The following is a 17,643-nucleotide window of genomic DNA, read 5'->3' on the forward strand; positions in this document are numbered from 1 at the left end:
CAAGTCTACTTCCACTCGTCTGCAAGCATCCCATATACAATATGATCCACGAAATGATCGTTAATCCGTTCTCTTTGCCTCAGCTTCCCTTCTTCCTTGAAACCAAGACGCTCGGGGATTGCTCGGCTGCGGTGGTTGAATTCTGCAGCGGTTATTTCGACTTTATTCATTTTATAGTATTCAAATGCGTATTTCGTTAGTCCCTTTGCAACTGTGGTCATAATCCCTTTTCCTTGGTAGCCTTCACCTAACCAATAGCCGATGATGGCCACTTTATTTGACCAATCAAGTTCGTTGAATCCTGCTACTCCTACTATTTCATTTTGATACATGATGCCAGTAGTTAAGCTCTTATTATTTGCGAAGCCTAAGCGTGTGCCCTTAATAAATTCCTTTGAATCATCAACCGATTTTGAGTAATCCACCCATGGTAGCCACTCACGTAGATAGGATCTGGACTGATCAGTCAGTTCATGGATTCGTTCAGCATCTTGTATATCGAGAAGTCTTAATTCTATTTCTTCGTTTAGTTTATAGGTAAACATGTTGGTTGCTCCTTTATCCTTTTTGAATGTTAACTTTACCTTGATATGGTTCGAGAATTCGCATGACGATTGGCTTTTCTTTCTCTTCGTAGTGGCGATTCCATCCATACATTTTTCTTAGCATCGTTAAAGTTTGCTTGTAGTTCCCTTTTTTGAATCCATATTTCTCTTCTATGTAGCGTTTTAGTATCCGGTAGTTCCGCTTCCATTTTGGAGTTTCAAGAAAGATGATAAGCTCTGCCTCTTCAAGACATTTGTACATCCATTCCTGATAATGCACGCCTTCGATGATCCGTGATTCCCGATTTAGTATGGATGTAAGTATATCTCTTCGTTGGGCTTCCGTATTTCTTATATCTCCATCGGGGTGTCTTCTCCACATCACGTTATCGAGTTCACAATAGGGTATCCCTCTTTCGCTTGAAAGCTGGCGTGCGAGTGTGGATTTCCCGCTTGCGACTGAGCCTATGATGTGAATTCTTTTAGGCGTTACCATGAACTTGATCCGGAAATGTCATTTTCTAGAATTTTCAAGACAATGGCGATCATTACAATAACTCCTTTACCATAATTCAGGTCCTCATTAGTCTTCTAGAAGCTGTAGGGAATTTCCTTTATTATATTGGGATTTGTTGGTCGTTATTGAAAGGTGTTTGATATAATACAGAAGATTGGGGGCGCTGAAATGGAAAAAATAAAACAAAATAAACTTATATATATCATGTTCTCCTTCACTTCTGTGATTAATTTTCTAGTGTTTTGGTTAGATCCGGAATCCTACATGTATTTGGGCATCAGTCTTATCTTTTTTATGAATGCCTGTGTTTTCTTTATCAACAGCAGGGAGCCGGATGGTGAATACTGGAGACGGTGGGAAACGATTAGAGAAAAAGGGAGATGGTTCTTTTCGGTTGTATATGGGGCGCTGATTACTGGATTGGTATTTTCAGTGATTCTGTATGTAGTGATCAGAAACTATCTTCCCCTTTTGATCGTATGTTGTGTAGCGGGTGGATGGCTATGGGGATACATCATGTGGATGATGAATGAAAAGCGATATAATGTTTTGAAGAAGTAGGCAGAAAAAACGTCCTGGAATGGGACGTTTTTTTATTGATTATTTGAATGTTTGAATGACTTTTCCTTTTCCACCTGAGACTTCTACCTCTCCATTTGCGCCATTAATAAAAGTAATTTGAGGAGGCTGATGCCCACAGTCAATATCATACACGATTGGAATCTGTAGCTCGTCTGATAGCTCTTGATAGACATCTTCAATCGTATAATTACCAACAGGCGTGTTGGCAGCACTTCTGCCAAAAAGAATTCCAGAAGAATGGTCGAACCATCCAGCAAATTTCATCTGTACAAGTGAACGACGGAGATCTGCTGTCGTTAATTCACAGTTTTCAAAATACCAGAGGATGGGTTCATTCTTTATATGCTTCTCTCTAAAATCTGCTATATTTCCATATGGCGTTCCGATTAAGTGCCTGATTACATCTATGCAGCCACCGAGTAGACGGCCATTGACCTTTACATCTTGACTTCCTGCAGTTCTCCAAATAGTTGGCTCAGTTAAGTGAAAGACTGTTGGAGAAGGCTGGTCGTGATTCCATTCTTTTTGATAGTGTTGGGATGAATACTGAGTAACAGACGATCCTTCTATCGTTGAGAGAACGGTTTCCCATTGTTCCGTCGTTGGATCGGAGTACTCCCCCCTTAAATCAACGAGATTGGTTCCATGCGCAGTGGCGATTCCGGTTTTTAATGTTAGTGCCAGTAATAGCACACTCGTGTCGGAATAACCCAGCAGCCATTTCGCTTTGATATTTTCATAGTCAATGAGTTCCAGGATTTCTATGAGTAGTTGGCCGCCCCATGGTGGGATGATAAGGGAGATTTTTTCGTCCTGCAACATTTGGTTCAATTCTGTGGCTCTCTTTTGGGCAGAAGAAGACTTTGCTTTATACTGCGTCCATACAGTTTCTCCGCATTTTACGGGGTATCCTTTACTCTCCATCTTAATGATGGATTGCTTGAACATATCATGCAGTTCTTGAGGAACTCCTGATGAAGGAGCGGTTACACCTATGGTTGAGTCTTTTTTTAGTAGTGGGTAGGTAATCATAGTCTTTCCCTCCAAACGGTTTAGATGATTTTACCAGATTGGAAGGTTTGGAGCAAGGATTATTTTCCAGTTGTGAAAAAAGGGACGGACCTCACCCTATCACATCCCCCAATAAAATAAGGATTCTCAAAATAGTAAGGTCCGTCCCTCATTTTGACAATAATATGAACGATTTGAAAAGGTTTTGGGGTTTGGGGGCGCTTATGTGGTTTGTGTGGTAAAATAATTTGGTTGTGTAAAACTAGGTTTTGGAGGTATTGGTTTGAAGAAGAATGTTATGAAGCAGAGCCTGTCGGTTTTGATGATATCCTTTATGGCTATGACGCCTTTTCAGCAAACGGCGCATGGGAAAACAAAATTAGATATAAATGCAGATGCTGCGATTTTAGTGGAAGCAGATACAGGAAAGATTGTGTATAAGGAACATGAAGATCAGCTCCTCGGAATCGCAAGTATGACGAAAATGATGACAGAATACCTTGTGTTAGAAGCCATTGAAGAAGGAAAGATTAAATGGGATCAAACGTATAAAGTAAGCGACAAAGTCTATCAGTTAGCGAACGCTCCCGGACTGAGTAATGTCCCATTACGAGCGGAGAAAGAGTATTCGGTAAGAGAACTGTATGACGCCATGGTGATCAAATCAGGTAATGGTGCAGCGATTGCTCTTTCGGAAGTGGTAGCAGGTTCCGAGGGGGAATTTGTAAAACAGATGAATGCAAAGGCGAAGGAACTTGGCTTTGAAAATTATCAATTTGTTAATTCTTCCGGTCTAAGTAACTATGACATGCTCGGCATGTTTCCAAAAGGAACCGACGTGAATGATGAAAACATGGTCTCAGCTGAAGATATGGCTACTTTAGCATATTACCTCATTCATGATTTTCCGGAAGTATTAGAGACATCGGGTCTCTCTTCCAAAGTTTTCAGACCGGGTACAGATGAAGAACTGGTCATGAAAAACACAAATGGCCTTTTAAAAGAGAAATCATATTATTACAAAGGTGCAGATGGATTAAAGACAGGTACCACTCCCTTCGCCGGTTCCACTTTTACCGGGACAGCAGAGCGGGATGGAGTCCGATATATTTCAGTCATTTTAGATGCCAAAGATGATTATGGTCAGCCCAGTAGTGCAGAACGTTTTATTCAAACGACAGAACTTCTTGATTATGGGTTTGATGAGTTTGAGACGGTTAAATATAATTTGAATGATATTGATAAGAGAAAGGAACACACGTTAGACGTTCCAGACGGTAAAGAACAATCGGTTGCTATCAAGATAGACAAGCCTCTATCTATTCGAGTAACAAAAGAAGAGAAAGATAAAGTGAAAGCTTCAGTCAAATTAGATGAAAATAAGCTTAACGACGATGGGACTCTGCAAGCTCCAATTGAAAAGGGTGAAAAAATTGGAGAAATAATGATCAAAACCCCGGAAAAGAACGAGTATATTTTTGATAAAAAACAACCTTCCTATAAAGTAGATATTTATGCGGCAGAGTCTGTAGAGAAGGCTAGTTGGCTAGTACGAAGTGCACGAAGCATTCAAGGGTTTTTTGGGAATTTGTTTTAATTGAGCTGGCTACAATAAAGATTTGATGTTGCTTTTCTATCCAGTTCGTGTCAAGCTTACTAAGTTAAAGGATTTAGAAAGAAGGTGGCATAATGATCGAAGTGAAAATTTCATCTCTAAGTGACGGTGATCTTAATCGCGGCGTTTTTGCAAAAAGAGATATAGCCAAAGGAGAGCTGGTTCATGAAGCACCAGTCATCCCCTACCCCAATGAGGAACATGAACATATCGAGAAAACATTCCTCGCGGATTATGTATTTGAATACGGAATCAATCATACAGCACTTCTATTAGGTTATGGAATGTTGTTTAATCATTCGTATACACCTAATACAATTTACGAAATAAATTTTGATAACCATACCTTCGACTTTTATGCCTACAAAGACATTCAAGCTGGCGAAGAATTGCTGATTAATTATAATGGCGAAGTGGATAATGATGAACCGCTTTGGTTTAATAAGGATAAGAACGAAGAGGTATAACATGAAAAGGGCTTCCAATTGGAGGTCCCTTTTGTTTTACTGACCAATGATTTTCAGGAATTCAGGTTCTTGTTTCATTAGCTTTGTCCCTTTATCTGATTTCAAATAGATTTCTTTGTCTTCTTCGTAAAGGACTTCAACTTTTACATCATCAAACTTATAGATTTTTTGATTGGACCGCGATTCGGTTGATTGGTCATCCCAATCAATGCCATCATTAATAAAATCAACTAAGGACTGAATGATTTCTTTATCATTAATCTTTTGGCACGGTTCATTACCAGAATCAACATAAACGCAAGCGTTTTTGGGAATCTCCTCTATCCAAACAGATGAATGATAAATAGGATGGGTGTCAAACGTGACTTCTGTATAGTCCTCCACTTGATTAAAATGGGATGAGATAGATAACTGTCCATCAAATCCTTCTTTTCTCCAAGTAGAATAAAAGCCGCCCCAATCATTTTCAGCATCCTGATCATCAAGTGCTGAACCTAATTCACTTACCTCCCACCCCAATTTTGGAAGCTCATCAAGATAAAAATCATAAATATCCACCCAGTGATCGCCTTTCATCTTATATTCACTCATTGTCGGTTCCAAGCCTTTATATAAAGGGATGTCATCATGTTCTTCAGGAATGATCGTCATTCCTTCATAGGTCCGGTCAGTCAACTTCTGGTAGAAATAAAAACTGAGGATCACAAGGAAAAGCAAGACAAGATAAAATAACCACTTATTATTTTTCATTGGAACCTCCTATATAAACGTCTAAAGATAACGAGGCTGCTGTCAGCTTGCCTCCATGATGCTAATACATCTCCTATCTTTAAAATTTGCCACGGATTAAACATTGTTTGTCCGTGCTTATTAAAGATATAGTTTCCTGTCAGTACATAGGCTGCATGAATGGGTTGTTTGTGTTGATTGAACCAAACGAATACATCACCTTGCCTATAGTCAGGTGTATCAACTGGAGTATACTCGGTTCGTTCAAGGATCGAAAGAAACTCTTCTCCCTGCATCCATTGATCCTTATAAGCTTGGTTTTTTGTGACAGCCGTAGCGACTGCAGCTAAACAGTTGGGACCATTCTTGAATGAAAAGGTATCGATCAATGATTGAAGATAGGGAGCCTGATTGGATATGTGTTGTTTCCTTTCTGCAGACAACCCTTTCCAGATGGATTGTTCATCTACCCATAGGGCTCCGTAGTTTAATAGAAACGTAAATTGTGATTTTTCTGAAAGAGAACCCCAGAAGATCCGATGTAAAAGGATGATGTCTTCTCCTGTATCTAATGTTGTAGCGGGTATGTCCAGTGTAGAGACTTGAAGTAATTCACATAGATCTTCTTTGGTGAAAAGGAGTCCTCTTCCAAGTTCCCATTGCTGTCTCACAATTTCACCTTGTGTTTCTTTTTCCAAAGATAAAAATAATTCAGGAGGCATTTTGGAATAGAATCGAGCCTTTTTACTAATTCCCCAAGTAGCATAAGAGGTTCGGAGGTCTATAGGCACCTGGGAATAATCAAGTGAATCCATTGACTCCATAGGAAGCGAATCATAATCATCAGCAAAATAAAACCACTCCACGACAGGAAACAGCCTTTTCCCCCAATTTCTCAAAGTCTCTTCATCTATCGTATAACCATTTATATTCATCACCATATAAGCATCCCCAAGTTTTTCTTTTATCTTAGCATAAATTTCCAATAGAATGACATTCAAAAAAAGATCAGAGGGACGGACCTCTGATCTGCATTCATCATTAAAAAAGATTGATATATAGCCTTTTCCCCAGAACATTTAAATTTCAGAGGTCCGTCCCTCTTCCAGCTTCTCCAGGATTCGTCTTTTACGATAGAGCATACGGCCGGTTTCTCCTATGTCTGAGATCATGGATTTATTGATGAAGGAGCCGAACAGGATTCCTGCGATGGGAATCATTTGGAATAGTTTTTTCCAGCCAAAGTTGTCACGGAAGCTGATCATCACTTCTCTCCAACCTTGAAGCTGGGAAAGGGTTTGTTCTCTTTTCTCCATATCCTTTTTGTTGAAGTCCGATAGTTCTTGAAGGATCGCTTGCTTCCCGACAATATCTGAAGAAACGAACTGTAGACATTTTATAATGAAAATACGCTCCTGCTGATCATTTGGGTCGTACCCGTAACTTATTGCGATTTCCTGAAGAGTCTTAAGTGATATGCCGAGGATGAACGGTATATCAATACTTAGAGTCAGGAAGCCACCGATTCCGGTAGTCGCCCCCTGGGTCATCGCAACCTTCTTTCTCATACCCACTATCCCTTCACTTACTTCATCCATATCTGAAAGGGGCAGCTTTGCGATTTCCTCTACAGTTAAATGAGGATTGTCTGTTCTCTTAGTAAATCGCTTAACGACTTCTCTCTCACTTGTAAGGTAGCTTCCACCCTTTTGTATATAGCTCCCTATTTCATCCAGTGCTTGTCCAATCTTGTTATGCACCATTTGAGGAGTGATCCGGTCTAGAATCATAAAGGGAATACGGCCGAGCTTCTCCCAAAACCATAACCCTTTTTGATCATCTGCCCATTTATTTACAACTTCAAGTTCCCGTAAAAGAGCTTCCCTTGTTTCTGAATCGTGCATATAACAGCAGCCTCCTCAATCAATAATAAACCAAAAAAATAACAGGCAATGAAGAGCCTGTTATTTCATACTTACTGAACAATATCTTCGGTATTTTCTTCGAGTATTTCAACTTTAATCGTACGTACACGACGATTATCCACTTCTTCTACGCTCACTTTTAAGTTTTCATAGTCGAAGCTGTCACCTTCTGATGGAAGATCTTCAAAGCTTTCAACGACCCATCCGCCAAGTGTATGATAAGAACTTTCGGGCTCTGGTACATCTAGTAACTCTGTAAATTCATCCAATTGATATTGCGAATCGAAGGTATATTCTTTATCGCTGATTTTTCTCATGGAATGTGTTTTTTCATCTTGTTCATCCCAGATTTCCCCTACAATTTCTTCCAAGATATCTTCAAGGGTGATGATTCCGGTTGTTCCACCAAACTCATCCACTACAATGGCCATATGCACATTGTTCTTTTGAAGCTTAGTAAGAAGAGTAGAGATTTTGACAGATTCAAATATAAACATTGGTTCACGAATCAATTCCCGGATGTTTACTTCACCGAATTTGATCAAATGAGTAAAGAACTCTTTCTCTGAAAGAATTCCGATTACATTATCAATATAATCCTCGTAAACCGGAATACGTGAAAATCGCTCTTCAAAGAACATTTCCTTAATTTCTTCAATCGGTTGGTTCACCTCAACAGCCTTGACATCGATCCGGGGTGTCAGGACCTCGGTTGCAAGGATATCATCAAAGTCCATGGAGCGGTGAATCAATTCTCTTTCTTCTTTATCAATGACTCCTTCTTCTTCACTAATATCAAGCATCACTTTTAATTCTTCCTCTGTGACAGACGGCATCTCGTGATTTTTCGAGAAGAACTTCGATACCAACTCTTTTAATTTGATAAAAAAGAAGTTGATCGGTGTAAGAACTTTAATTAAGAAAAAGAGAACGCCTGATATGGTCAAGGAATAGGTTTCAGCATTTTCTTTTGCCAATGATTTAGGCAGGATTTCCCCGAAAATCAGAATTAATAATGTCATGACAAAAGTACTGATGATAAGCCCTGTGTTTCCTCCGAAAATATCTGTCGCAAGCTTTGCTGAAATACTGGCTGCGGCGATGTTCACGATGTTGTTTCCAACTAATATCGTGGACAGTGCTTTATCAAAGTTCTCAGCGATATAATGGGCTTTAATGCTCCCTCTTCTTCCTTCACTTACAAAGTTCTTAAGTCTGATCTTATTCACGCTTGAGTAAGCCGTTTCCGCCGATGAAAAGAAGGCAGATAAAAGAATTAATGCTCCTAATAATACTAATGAATTCAGTGGTATATCGTCCAAAAAAAAGTCACTCTCCTGTAGTTGTTTATCTATTATGCTGGATTAACCAGAAAAAACCATTAATGTTTGGAATAAGGCCAAAGCCTGTGGGGATACTTGCTTTATCATTTGTTTGCGTTCGTCATCCCCGAGCGTTTCCATAGCTTGTAAAACCTCATGTAATTCGTTATGCAAATGATCCATTTCATTTCGAATATGATCGACTTGTTTCTCTAAAATAAAAGGATCTACGTCCACGGATTTCATAACCGTTAATCGATCTTTAATATCATGTAACGTCATGTTCATCTGCTGACACTGTTCGATCATCTTTAAGTCAGCTAACGCCTCTTCGTGATAATAACGATAATTATTATGTGATCGATCGCAAACTAGTAATCCTATTTTTGTATAATAATCAATCGTCCTTTTGGACACTTGACTTTGCTTCGATAGTTCTCCTATTCGATACAACTTCCCAAGGACATCACCTCTAGAGTAGTATACTTTATTTAAGGTAAACCGTACAGTTAAACGTTATGGTTTTATGTAAAATGGTATAAAGAGTGAATTATTATTGAATTTTCATCTATCTATACTTACTGATCTTTATCACACATTTCATTATTTTCTCTCCCCTTTTATCATGCTTGGTTGGATTGCCCCTTCATTCGTAGAGATGGAGAAAAGTTAAAAAGAAAGGCGAGAATGATCAATAAGAGTCCTATTAAGACAAATAGCCAAAAAAGAATGTTCCCACCAGTTGTGGGAGATGATGCGATAAAAGCACTCATCAATAGATACACCATTCCAAACAGAGTTAAAAATAATGGAAAACCACGATGTTTAAGTAACCTGTATCCAAGGAGAACCAAAAGATAACTGGCACTCATAATCATCATGCTTGGGAACAGTGGGGAAAACTTGGCAGCGTACACAAAGAAATCAAGATTCACTATCCGCTCCTGCGTTAAGTCGCTTCCGTGAATCATCCCACTGAACGGAGTTGAATACTTCCATTCCCAGGGATTATCCAAAAGCGCACTCCCTTCATACCAGGAAAACAATGCCGTGAACCCAAAAACCAACAAACAAACACCTATTTGAGACCAATACTTAATTGACATGATTTACTCCTTTCTTTCTAGAGGGACGGACCTCAAATTTTTTCTAAATTCAACTGAGGAATCCTGTATTCAATGTGTCCCGACCTTGAATCTCATGTTAAATAGAGGTCCGTCCCTCTCTTATGAATTTTGGTAACCATTTAACTTATTTTACCATAGTGAGAAACAGAAAATTGTCTTTTCCTTCGATTAGCTGAGTAGTTGTTTTCAAAAAAAAACGCCAGGAGGCTCCACCCCTGACATTTTCTTCTTACTGGCCACCTGTGAACCAGCTACCGGCTTTTACACGTTCTTCTTCCTGGATCTGTCTTTGGTTTTGATTTCCTGCTTCAAAGGAATTCTTTGAAAACTTTCTTCTTACAAGCCCATTTAGTACTCCGAATCCCACGGCAATACCGATGATCCACCATAACATACGCTTCACTCCCATTAAATGAGGTTGTCTTTATATATATGTGCGTTTGAAAAATGGATAGTTTCATCTTTACTCAAATTTGGGAATCGAGAAAAATACTAGGCGGTTCACTCCAACCGACTTAGCTTAATAATCAAAAGTAAGTACAAGAGATCTTAAATCATAAACGCAACCCTTCGGTACAAAGGATTGCGTTTATGATTATTCCTCTTCTGATTCTTGTTCTTCTGTTTCTTCAAGTTGGTCAGCATTCCGGACTTCTTCTTCAGTGGAGGAGTCGAAATATCCGTCCTTTTCGTATTGCTTCTTCAGCTCGAAGTATTTGTCCATGGCACGTTTGGCGATGGTTTTGTTTACGTATGGATCTTTGTTCTGGTGTGAATAAGGTAACACGACTGAAAAGGCTACTTCCGGGTTGTTATATGGGGCATAGCCGATTAGGGTGGTGTTGAATGTTTCATATTGTCTTTTTTCTTCCGGGCTATAATAGAAAGCTTCTGCGGTTCCTGATTTTGCTGCTGCATCATAAGGTGCGCTTCTAAAGTTATTGGCAGTCCCGTTACTTCCATGTGTGACTTGATAAAATCCTCTTTGGACCTGCTCTATTTCTCTTTCAGTTGCATCAATCCTGTTTAAAACTTTAGATTGGTTTTCATATAAAAGAGGGCCTACTTTTCCTCTTTCCTGGCTGGGTTCGCGAATTTGCTTCATGATATGAGGTTGCATCCTATAGCCTCCATTGGCAATTGTTGAAGCATATTGGACCAGCTGCATCGGTGTGTATAAATCATATTGACCGATGGCCAAATCCATAAGTTTTCCAGGGATTTTCTCTGTTCCCTTTAATCCCTCAACTTCTCCAGGGAGATCGATTCCCGTTTTTACACCAAGACCAAACTGACTATAGTAATGTCTCATAGTATCGAATGCATTTATATCGATATCCATTGGTTGATTAGGTCGGTATGTTGCATCAGCGATTTTAATTGCAGTTTTAAACATATAACCATTGGATGAAATCTCAAGTGCTTGAATATCAGTGAAGTACTTGGAGTAATTAAACCATGATCTTTTAACTGGAGAACCCTTTACCCGTATTGGCTCATCATAAAGTGCATCCCCTACATTCAAGACTCCAGTCATATACCCCGTCAACACAGTAGCCCCCTTAACGGCAGACCCCACTCCATATTCAGAAGTGAATGTTCCTAAAGCATAATCCTGCATCTCCGTCTTTCCATCTGCATTCTTCCCATATTTCTTTCCGACCATGGAAAGGATTTCACCTGTATGTGGATCCATCATGACAACAAAAGCACGATCCAGGAATGGAGATTCCCAATATTGGGATGCCTGTTTGCTCAACTCTTCTTCGACGATCTTTTCAATTTCTTTTTGAAGCTGAAGGTCGATGGTCAATACGACATCCTTCCCACTGTGACCTTTGCTGACGAGTTGTGTATCGAGGACGCTTCCATTTTTCGTAATGTATTCGATTTCTTCCTTTTGACCTTTTAGGACGTTTTCATACTGTGATTCGAAATAACTAGTTCCCACACGGTCGTTCAGTGCATATCCTTGAGCTTTGTATTCATTGACAAGTTCACTAGGCAGCCCCTGTTGGGATGAAGAAACTCTGCCTAGAATCGTTCTTAACGTACTGTCATTCACATACTTTCTCTCCCAGTCCGTGGTAACGTTCACACCAGGCAATTCTGACAGGCGTTCACTGACTCTGGCCATTTCTTCCAAGGAAACATCATTGTTTTTGATGATTTGAGGAGTAAGGGCGTAACCTGTGTTAAATTCGCGGAAAATCGCCAAGACTTCCTCTTCTTGTTTATTAAAAGATTCGATGTTCTTTTCGGTGATCCTTTCGAGCTGCATTTCATAAACCTTTTTGTTCACATCATCTTTTGTAAGATCTTCATCATCTTCGAGTTTCTTCAATTCATCCTCTGACACCAGTTTCTCTGCTTTTTCAGGATGACTCAATAACCAGAAATCTTTTCGATCTCGATCTGTTATTTTGTCTGTTTTCATTTCGATTAACTCAGCCAATTGTCCTGCTACTTTCAGCATATCCTCGGGCTTCGTCGTTTGCGTTCTGGTGTAGGTGATTGCGTTTAAAGGTACGTTGTCCACGATAACATTTCGATATCGATCATAGACTTTCCCTCTTGGAGGTGTTCCATTATGTGATTTCACATTTTCCGTTCTCGCCACTTCCGCTTCATAATGGTTCCCCTGCACGATTTGTACAATCCCAAGACGAAGAATCAGAAGTGAAAATAGAAAAAAGACCGAAATAAACAGTAAATTCATTCTCAAAGGCACATGGGTTTTTTTCTTTTTCTTCTTTTCCTTCAATTGAATGACCCCTTCATAAGCTAGTATTTTACCAATATATGATAATGTTCTAGTCCTATTTTATAGAAATTCAGACTATATTTCTACCTCTTTATGGAACAAATTCCAAATAGTATACTCGTCTGGGGTATGATACATTATCTGGAGAAAAATGTGTGGGGTTCGAACATTGGAAAATACCAGAATACTTATAAAAGTTCGCGAAATATGTCGAAGAAGGGTTGTAGACAAAGAGGATGCTTTTCTTTTAGAATATAGTCGTAGAAAAGGCGCAGAATAATGAAACCAAAGCTCTCCTTATTGCGTAGAATTGGTAACTAGATGAATGAGAGGTTGAATGCTGTTATGTTTAGTAAACTGATGTGCAGGTTCGGTATTGGTGCAACGAAGATTGATTTGGTATTGAATCAGAAAGAGTTTCGCCCGGGAGACGTGATCAAAGGGGAATATGAACTCACAGGCGGACGAGTGGAGCAGAAATTGAAAAGGATCGAGACCGACCTTTTACAGTACGATCAGAATAGTGACCGCTCATCTGTTCTTCATCACAATACCATATTAAGCTCATCTACGATGAAAGCAAACGAACAACGCACCATTCACTTTTCGTGCAGACTTTCCGATTCATTCCCACCGAGTAGTGACAATGTTTCTTATAAGTTTGTCACTCGACTGGTCTTTGACGATGGCGTAAACAGTGTCGATCATGATGAGTTTCAGATATTAGTATAATGAAAGCTTGAAATGAAGCCCTTCTCTCTTTGAAGGGCTTCTAATATTTTATTTCTTTCCTAAAGAAAATCCTTCGAATAATCTTCCTCCGTGTGGTTCCATTACAGAGTCTACCAACCTTACAATGGGTTGTTTGTTCCCTTTTTGATAAAACTGGTCGAAAGCTTCCACAAATTCTTCTGCAAAGCTTTCATCATATTCCTTCAATGCACGTATAATCCATTTCGAGGCACCAATCCAATGACCTTGGGTTCTGAGTGCAAACTCATGAAGAGATTCCCCTATGGAGCCCGCGATAAAGATGCTTTCTCCTCTTTCCTTTGATCCAATAAAATCATCCAATGCATCAGTAATAAAATATCTCTTCATATCAATCGTATGACTATTCCATTTTGGAGGTCCGTCCCTCAAAAGTTTATTTGCTTCTTCTTTGAGGTGGGGAATGATGGGGTGATCGACGATAGGGATTCCTTCTGAGACCATTCTTGGCAATGAAGGTCGGGCTCTTTGGCAGTCTTTTTGGAAATAGTCCCGAATGGTTTCACTATTGTGGACGAAGGCTTCAATCGGCCATCCATATGAGTGAATAGATTCCCGGTATTCTGAAGAAAGGGTTCCGTCAATGATGACAATATCTAAATCGGATGTACTGGTTTCCTCTCCCCTAACAACGCTGCCTGAGAGAAGTGCTGCTTGACATGTTGGAAAGGTTTCTAATACAAATTTCTTGGCTGCTTCCATTGCAGGCAGTCTTTTCATTTATATCCCCCTATCATTATTAATTCTTTCAAATCTAAAAGACACTTTAACGTATAATCCGGCCGTTCTTGGGGACTTTCATAACCAAATTTGTTGGTCCATACTGTATCTATGCCTAAAGATTTCGCCCCTACTATATCGGTGAAATAATTTTCTCCAATAAAAAGTGTGCGATCCGGACTACTCTCAAAAACATCCAGGGTGTGTTGGAAAATTTTTGTATCAGGTTTCGAGAAGCCGACCTTCTCTGAGATTATGACAGAGCTTTCTGGAAAGATAGTGGATAGTCCAAGTCGATGAACCTTTTCGTAAGCGTTATTTACGGTACCGTTCGTAACAATCCCGACTCCAACACTGCTGCTTAATTCCATTAAAAATTCATTCAATTCATGAAGAGGATGGATGCGATTGAGGTAAGAGCATTGGAAGGCTTTTACGATGGCGAGGGACACAACCTCCTCTACAAAAATGTTGAATTCCTTAAGGGTGTTCTCTAGTCTTTTCATCGAGAATTCAAGGAAATTCAAATCCTTGGAAGAAAACCTGGCCCATAGTAGATGATTATGCTTCAAAAAAGTTTTATAAAATACATTTGGATCCATTTCCTGCAGTTCAGGAAATTGCTGAAGTGTGTCCCCTACTCCTCTTTCATAAGCTTCCGAGTGACCGAACAAAGTATCATTCAAATCAAATAATAGTAAATCATAGTGTTCGAGAGTTAGATGCTTCATATTAGTAAACTCCCTTTTTTAAGTTTTGTTAAGAGGAAATCCATACATCATAAGTAAACAAGAATACAATTCCTAATCCATAAATAATCAATCCCATTCCGTTCCATCCCCTGACGAAATATTCACTTCCCTTAAACGGATTCTGTTAATTCTTCTTTTTCCTTTCTGCGCCCGATGCGCTGTAACCAATTACAATACCGATAACAAGAATGAATAGGTAATCCGTTTCAAATCCATTGGTGAAAAAGCCGGTGATCCCCCATCCTAAAAGTGCACCGACAATTACGAAAAAAAGTGATTTCATATGTATGCGCCTTCCTCTCTAATAGAATCCAATCATTGTAAGCAGTCCCACTCCAATTACGGTTGTCAAACCACCTGTTACGATGGCAATGAACAATATTCGTTTTTGTTTGGTTTCATACCAGATACTACATGCAACCACGAGGGTGAGGATTATTCCAAATAACACTGCAGCGTACGGGTTGGAAGGTGCTAATAAATCATTCCAATTTAACCAGCTCATCTTGTCATCTCCTTAAGTACTAATTTTTTTACCTTTACTACTAGCTCAAATGTGTGATTTTCAAAGTTGAGATAGGAGGAATAGATAGGCCCTCCACATCGTCCTGTATATGATTATAAGTTAGATATAGCCCGTTTATTCTGAATCCGTTTCATTGACGAATGTAATGTTCAGGTCATTTGTGTCTTCGATTAGAGTAAAGGGCTCATTCCCAGCAAATATTCCAAATGGTAGTAAGATGTAAATGATTTTTTAAAGGGGTGCCTCTTCTTTGATCAGGGGAGGTTCATAGAGACCCGGTTGTTCGTGCATGATAAGGTAAAAAAGGAACAGGCGGTGTGATTACAGTGCGTCGAATCATGACTTTGACTCTCACTTTCTTTTTGCTTTTTCCAGATGGTGTTATTGGAAGTGCACCAAGTAAAGCTGCATTTGTCAGGGATGGGAATGTTTTCACCTTATTGGATGGTAAGGAAATGCAAATCACTTCATCAGGTACCGTACATGGGACTCCACAATGGTCTCATGATGGTAAGTGGATCCTATACGAACTAACTGCTCCATCTGAAGTTGGAAAGGAAGTACAAAACGAACTCTGGGTGTACAATATCGGAAACAGTATGAACAAAATGATTTTCTATGATGGATATGAACCCAAATGGTCCCCTATTAATAACATGGTTTTTTTATTCTTACAACGGGATAATCTTGATTTATCCGATTTAAAGTCTTTCTATAATATCGCCTCTGGTGTCAGCAGCTATAGTTGGCTGCGTGATGGATCCGGCTTCCTCCTATCTTCTCAGGCAACATTGCATCCTGATGGGTGGTCCAACCCGAAACTGTTTACGAAGACATTATCTTTTCCATTAGATAATCTGTCTGAAACGAAAAATGTGAAACCTTTTTTCACAATTCCTACGAATGTTGGTGACAATAACAGCGAAATCCAGTCTATTGATGCTTCTCACCTTCGTTTTTCACCGAGTCAAAAGTGGATTTCATTTATCGTCTCTCCTACTGCTTCCTGGTCCATGGATAGCAATATGCTGAGTGTGATTTCTCAAAAAGGAGAAGAATTTCAGGTTTTGGGTGAAGTGATCTTTGGTGTAGGTGAGCCGAAATGGGCTCCGAATGAAGATACGCTTGCTTATATTGCCGGTGGTGGACGTATTGTGTTCGGATTTAAAAATAAGAAACTAAAGACAAAAGAATTCCCTGCATTTCGAGAGATCACTCCTGAAACTTTTTCTGAGCTTGATTTTTTCTAGGTGAACAATAAGACCATTGTAACGTCCAGGGTAAAGGAGAAGGAATGGTCAAATGCCTTCTCTGAGCGCCCTCTACCTTCCCTATATCAAGTATCTTTACAAACGACAGTTCAAGAGAAAATTACAGAACCACCCAAGCTATTCGGAGATTACAATCCACAATATCTCTCCTCCAATCGCCAGTTGTTATGGTTCAGAGGAAAGTCGATCACAGATGAGAATCGAGACGTTTGGCTTGCTGAAGAAGACGGCAAGAACCCGAGGAAATGGCTTGAAAATGTCAGTGCCATTTCCGTTTATGAGTAACGTTATACATTCTTAGATACTGGAGTGTGGGAGGTTTCTCTTATGCTCTCCACTCCATGCTTTTCTAACAGTGCTAGAATTCGATCCAATTGAACCTGATCTCTAACCACTACAAATTGAGGCTGGAACCACTTGTTTTTCACCTTCACCTCTAATTTGTAACCATAATTGATTTTGTCATCTAGGCCGTAAAGCTCGTGCCACTTAATAATCTTTTCTACTTCATATCCTTTCACCCTGCCCCACGGCACATAATAGCCATTCAGTATAAGACCTTCAGCTAACAAATAAAAATTCCCACGGTGTTTAATGGAGCTAATCAGAATGAAAAAGAGATGGACGATACTAAAAATAGATTCATGAAGCATCTCGGTCCAGTATACAACCGCTAATAAAGCAGTTAACAGGGTAATGACACCTACCGTCCCCCAGTTCACCCATTGATATGACTTGGTTTCTTTTGTTAGTGGCTGCATAACCTTGAACTCGCTTGGAATCACAATACTGTTCATATCTTCTTGCCTGGTTGGGTATAGGGCATTGCCTGCTTTTTCTGCGGCATATTTTAGGTTTAATCGAAAACGTATGAGATACACGATTCCGATGATGAAGATAACGATGAAGAATAAGTTGATCCACATAATGAAGTACCCCCTTTGAAGTGATCGGTAAGAGTTAGGATTGGTGGTATTTTGATATCTTCCTTTCCTGTTT

At 39.5% G+C, this 17,643-nt stretch carries 22 protein-coding genes; 6 read left to right on the top strand and 16 right to left on the bottom strand.

What is annotated here, in order from left to right:
• Positions 1–5 precede the first annotated feature (5 nt).
• Positions 6–545: a GNAT family N-acetyltransferase gene (locus AC6CIB_RS03370; RefSeq protein WP_498278004.1), complete on the bottom strand. Its 540-nt coding sequence runs from the start codon at positions 543–545 to the stop codon at positions 6–8.
• Positions 546–558: 13 nt separating this feature from the next.
• A complete protein-coding gene (locus AC6CIB_RS03375) occupies positions 559–1,041 on the bottom strand; it encodes a P-loop NTPase family protein (RefSeq protein WP_498278005.1) in 483 nt (160 codons plus the stop codon).
• A gap of 189 nt (positions 1,042–1,230) precedes the next feature.
• Between AC6CIB_RS03375 and AC6CIB_RS03380 the strand changes: the two genes are divergently transcribed.
• Positions 1,231–1,623 carry a hypothetical protein gene (locus AC6CIB_RS03380; RefSeq protein WP_498278006.1) on the top strand — a complete coding sequence of 131 codons (393 nt, stop codon included), beginning with the start codon at positions 1,231–1,233 and terminating at the stop codon, positions 1,621–1,623.
• A 39-nt stretch (positions 1,624–1,662) separates the two neighbouring features.
• On the opposite strand, the gene AC6CIB_RS03385 is transcribed toward AC6CIB_RS03380, so the two are convergent.
• Positions 1,663–2,676 carry a S66 family peptidase gene (locus AC6CIB_RS03385; RefSeq protein ID WP_498278008.1) on the bottom strand — a complete coding sequence of 338 codons (1,014 nt, stop codon included), beginning with the start codon at positions 2,674–2,676 and terminating at the stop codon, positions 1,663–1,665.
• Positions 2,677–2,938: 262 nt separating this feature from the next.
• On the opposite strand from AC6CIB_RS03385, the gene AC6CIB_RS03390 reads away from it, so the two are divergent.
• Complete coding sequence (locus AC6CIB_RS03390; protein WP_498278009.1) at positions 2,939–4,252, top strand: D-alanyl-D-alanine carboxypeptidase family protein; 1,314 nt, start codon at positions 2,939–2,941, stop codon at positions 4,250–4,252.
• A 92-nt stretch (positions 4,253–4,344) separates the two neighbouring features.
• The gene (locus AC6CIB_RS03395) at positions 4,345–4,737 is read left to right on the top strand and encodes an SET domain-containing protein (protein ID WP_498278010.1); all 393 of its coding nucleotides are present in this window, start codon (positions 4,345–4,347) and stop codon (positions 4,735–4,737) included.
• Positions 4,738–4,773: 36 nt separating this feature from the next.
• Here AC6CIB_RS03395 and AC6CIB_RS03400 read toward each other — a convergent pair whose 3' ends face one another.
• The 8 genes from AC6CIB_RS03400 to AC6CIB_RS03435 all read right to left on the bottom strand — a co-directional run bounded on the left by AC6CIB_RS03400 (position 4,774) and on the right by AC6CIB_RS03435 (position 12,559).
• Positions 4,774–5,487 carry a hypothetical protein gene (locus AC6CIB_RS03400; protein ID WP_498278011.1) on the bottom strand — a complete coding sequence of 238 codons (714 nt, stop codon included), beginning with the start codon at positions 5,485–5,487 and terminating at the stop codon, positions 4,774–4,776.
• A complete protein-coding gene (locus AC6CIB_RS03405; protein ID WP_498278012.1) occupies positions 5,484–6,407 on the bottom strand; it encodes a hypothetical protein in 924 nt (307 codons plus the stop codon). The genes AC6CIB_RS03400 and AC6CIB_RS03405 overlap by 4 nt, the downstream gene beginning before the upstream one ends.
• 138 nt (positions 6,408–6,545) lie before the next feature.
• On the bottom strand, positions 6,546–7,370 hold the full coding sequence (locus tag AC6CIB_RS03410; protein ID WP_498278013.1) for an EcsC family protein: 825 nt from the start codon (positions 7,368–7,370) through the stop codon (positions 6,546–6,548).
• 71 nt (positions 7,371–7,441) lie between these two features.
• Positions 7,442–8,713, bottom strand: coding sequence for a hemolysin family protein (locus AC6CIB_RS03415; RefSeq protein WP_498278014.1), 1,272 nt, complete (start codon positions 8,711–8,713; stop codon positions 7,442–7,444).
• Between the two features lie 42 nt (positions 8,714–8,755).
• A complete protein-coding gene (locus AC6CIB_RS03420) occupies positions 8,756–9,166 on the bottom strand; it encodes a MerR family transcriptional regulator (RefSeq protein ID WP_498278016.1) in 411 nt (136 codons plus the stop codon).
• A 170-nt stretch (positions 9,167–9,336) separates the two neighbouring features.
• Positions 9,337–9,819: a YjdJ family protein gene (locus AC6CIB_RS03425; protein WP_498278017.1), complete on the bottom strand. Its 483-nt coding sequence runs from the start codon at positions 9,817–9,819 to the stop codon at positions 9,337–9,339.
• A gap of 250 nt (positions 9,820–10,069) precedes the next feature.
• Complete coding sequence (locus tag AC6CIB_RS03430) at positions 10,070–10,234, bottom strand: hypothetical protein (protein WP_498278019.1); 165 nt, start codon at positions 10,232–10,234, stop codon at positions 10,070–10,072.
• Between the two features lie 201 nt (positions 10,235–10,435).
• Entirely contained in the window at positions 10,436–12,559 is a 2,124-nt protein-coding gene (locus AC6CIB_RS03435) for a peptidoglycan D,D-transpeptidase FtsI family protein (RefSeq protein ID WP_498278642.1), read from the bottom strand.
• A 390-nt stretch (positions 12,560–12,949) separates the two neighbouring features.
• Between AC6CIB_RS03435 and AC6CIB_RS03440 the strand changes: the two genes are divergently transcribed.
• Positions 12,950–13,336, top strand: coding sequence for a sporulation protein (locus AC6CIB_RS03440; RefSeq protein WP_498278020.1), 387 nt, complete (start codon positions 12,950–12,952; stop codon positions 13,334–13,336).
• A gap of 48 nt (positions 13,337–13,384) precedes the next feature.
• On the opposite strand, the gene AC6CIB_RS03445 is transcribed toward AC6CIB_RS03440, so the two are convergent.
• The 4 genes from AC6CIB_RS03445 to AC6CIB_RS03460 form a co-directional block, all read right to left on the bottom strand.
• Positions 13,385–14,095, bottom strand: coding sequence for a nucleotidyltransferase domain-containing protein (locus AC6CIB_RS03445; protein WP_498278022.1), 711 nt, complete (start codon positions 14,093–14,095; stop codon positions 13,385–13,387).
• Complete coding sequence (locus AC6CIB_RS03450; RefSeq protein ID WP_498278023.1) at positions 14,092–14,826, bottom strand: HAD family hydrolase; 735 nt, start codon at positions 14,824–14,826, stop codon at positions 14,092–14,094. Before AC6CIB_RS03450 ends, AC6CIB_RS03445 begins: the two co-directional genes overlap by 4 nt.
• Positions 14,827–14,971: 145 nt before the next feature.
• Positions 14,972–15,130, bottom strand: coding sequence for a tRNA U-34 5-methylaminomethyl-2-thiouridine biosynthesis protein (locus AC6CIB_RS03455; protein ID WP_498278024.1), 159 nt, complete (start codon positions 15,128–15,130; stop codon positions 14,972–14,974).
• 18 nt (positions 15,131–15,148) lie between these two features.
• Positions 15,149–15,352, bottom strand: coding sequence for a hypothetical protein (locus AC6CIB_RS03460; RefSeq protein WP_498278026.1), 204 nt, complete (start codon positions 15,350–15,352; stop codon positions 15,149–15,151).
• A 338-nt stretch (positions 15,353–15,690) separates the two neighbouring features.
• On the opposite strand from AC6CIB_RS03460, the gene AC6CIB_RS03465 reads away from it, so the two are divergent.
• Entirely contained in the window at positions 15,691–16,623 is a 933-nt protein-coding gene (locus AC6CIB_RS03465; RefSeq protein WP_498278028.1) for a TolB family protein, read from the top strand.
• Entirely contained in the window at positions 16,624–16,929 is a 306-nt protein-coding gene (locus AC6CIB_RS03470) for a hypothetical protein (RefSeq protein WP_498278029.1), read from the top strand.
• Positions 16,930–16,931: 2 nt separating this feature from the next.
• Here the strand turns inward: AC6CIB_RS03470 and AC6CIB_RS03475 are convergent, their stop codons facing one another.
• Positions 16,932–17,570, bottom strand: a complete 639-nt coding sequence (locus AC6CIB_RS03475; protein ID WP_498278030.1) for a hypothetical protein — start codon at positions 17,568–17,570, stop codon at positions 16,932–16,934.
• Positions 17,571–17,643: the final 73 nt, after the last annotated feature.

It is taken from the genome of Rossellomorea sp. GQ25, assembly GCF_059758515.1.

Coding starts and splice junctions, on each gene's coding strand:
- AC6CIB_RS03370 (WP_498278004.1), bottom strand. CDS start 545: ATGTTTACCTATAAACTAAACGAAGAAATAGAATTAAGACTTCTCGAT.
- AC6CIB_RS03375 (WP_498278005.1), bottom strand. CDS start 1,041: ATGGTAACGCCTAAAAGAATTCACATCATAGGCTCAGTCGCAAGCGGG.
- AC6CIB_RS03380 (WP_498278006.1), top strand. CDS start 1,231: ATGGAAAAAATAAAACAAAATAAACTTATATATATCATGTTCTCCTTC.
- AC6CIB_RS03385 (WP_498278008.1), bottom strand. CDS start 2,676: ATGATTACCTACCCACTACTAAAAAAAGACTCAACCATAGGTGTAACC.
- AC6CIB_RS03395 (WP_498278010.1), top strand. CDS start 4,345: ATGATCGAAGTGAAAATTTCATCTCTAAGTGACGGTGATCTTAATCGC.
- AC6CIB_RS03400 (WP_498278011.1), bottom strand. CDS start 5,487: ATGAAAAATAATAAGTGGTTATTTTATCTTGTCTTGCTTTTCCTTGTG.
- AC6CIB_RS03405 (WP_498278012.1), bottom strand. CDS start 6,407: ATGGTGATGAATATAAATGGTTATACGATAGATGAAGAGACTTTGAGA.
- AC6CIB_RS03410 (WP_498278013.1), bottom strand. CDS start 7,370: ATGCACGATTCAGAAACAAGGGAAGCTCTTTTACGGGAACTTGAAGTT.
- AC6CIB_RS03425 (WP_498278017.1), bottom strand. CDS start 9,819: ATGTCAATTAAGTATTGGTCTCAAATAGGTGTTTGTTTGTTGGTTTTT.
- AC6CIB_RS03430 (WP_498278019.1), bottom strand. CDS start 10,234: ATGTTATGGTGGATCATCGGTATTGCCGTGGGATTCGGAGTACTAAAT.
- AC6CIB_RS03435 (WP_498278642.1), bottom strand. CDS start 12,559: ATGAATTTACTGTTTATTTCGGTCTTTTTTCTATTTTCACTTCTGATT.
- AC6CIB_RS03440 (WP_498278020.1), top strand. CDS start 12,950: ATGTTTAGTAAACTGATGTGCAGGTTCGGTATTGGTGCAACGAAGATT.
- AC6CIB_RS03445 (WP_498278022.1), bottom strand. CDS start 14,095: ATGAAAAGACTGCCTGCAATGGAAGCAGCCAAGAAATTTGTATTAGAA.
- AC6CIB_RS03450 (WP_498278023.1), bottom strand. CDS start 14,826: ATGAAGCATCTAACTCTCGAACACTATGATTTACTATTATTTGATTTG.
- AC6CIB_RS03455 (WP_498278024.1), bottom strand. CDS start 15,130: ATGAAATCACTTTTTTTCGTAATTGTCGGTGCACTTTTAGGATGGGGG.
- AC6CIB_RS03460 (WP_498278026.1), bottom strand. CDS start 15,352: ATGAGCTGGTTAAATTGGAATGATTTATTAGCACCTTCCAACCCGTAC.
- AC6CIB_RS03475 (WP_498278030.1), bottom strand. CDS start 17,570: ATGTGGATCAACTTATTCTTCATCGTTATCTTCATCATCGGAATCGTG.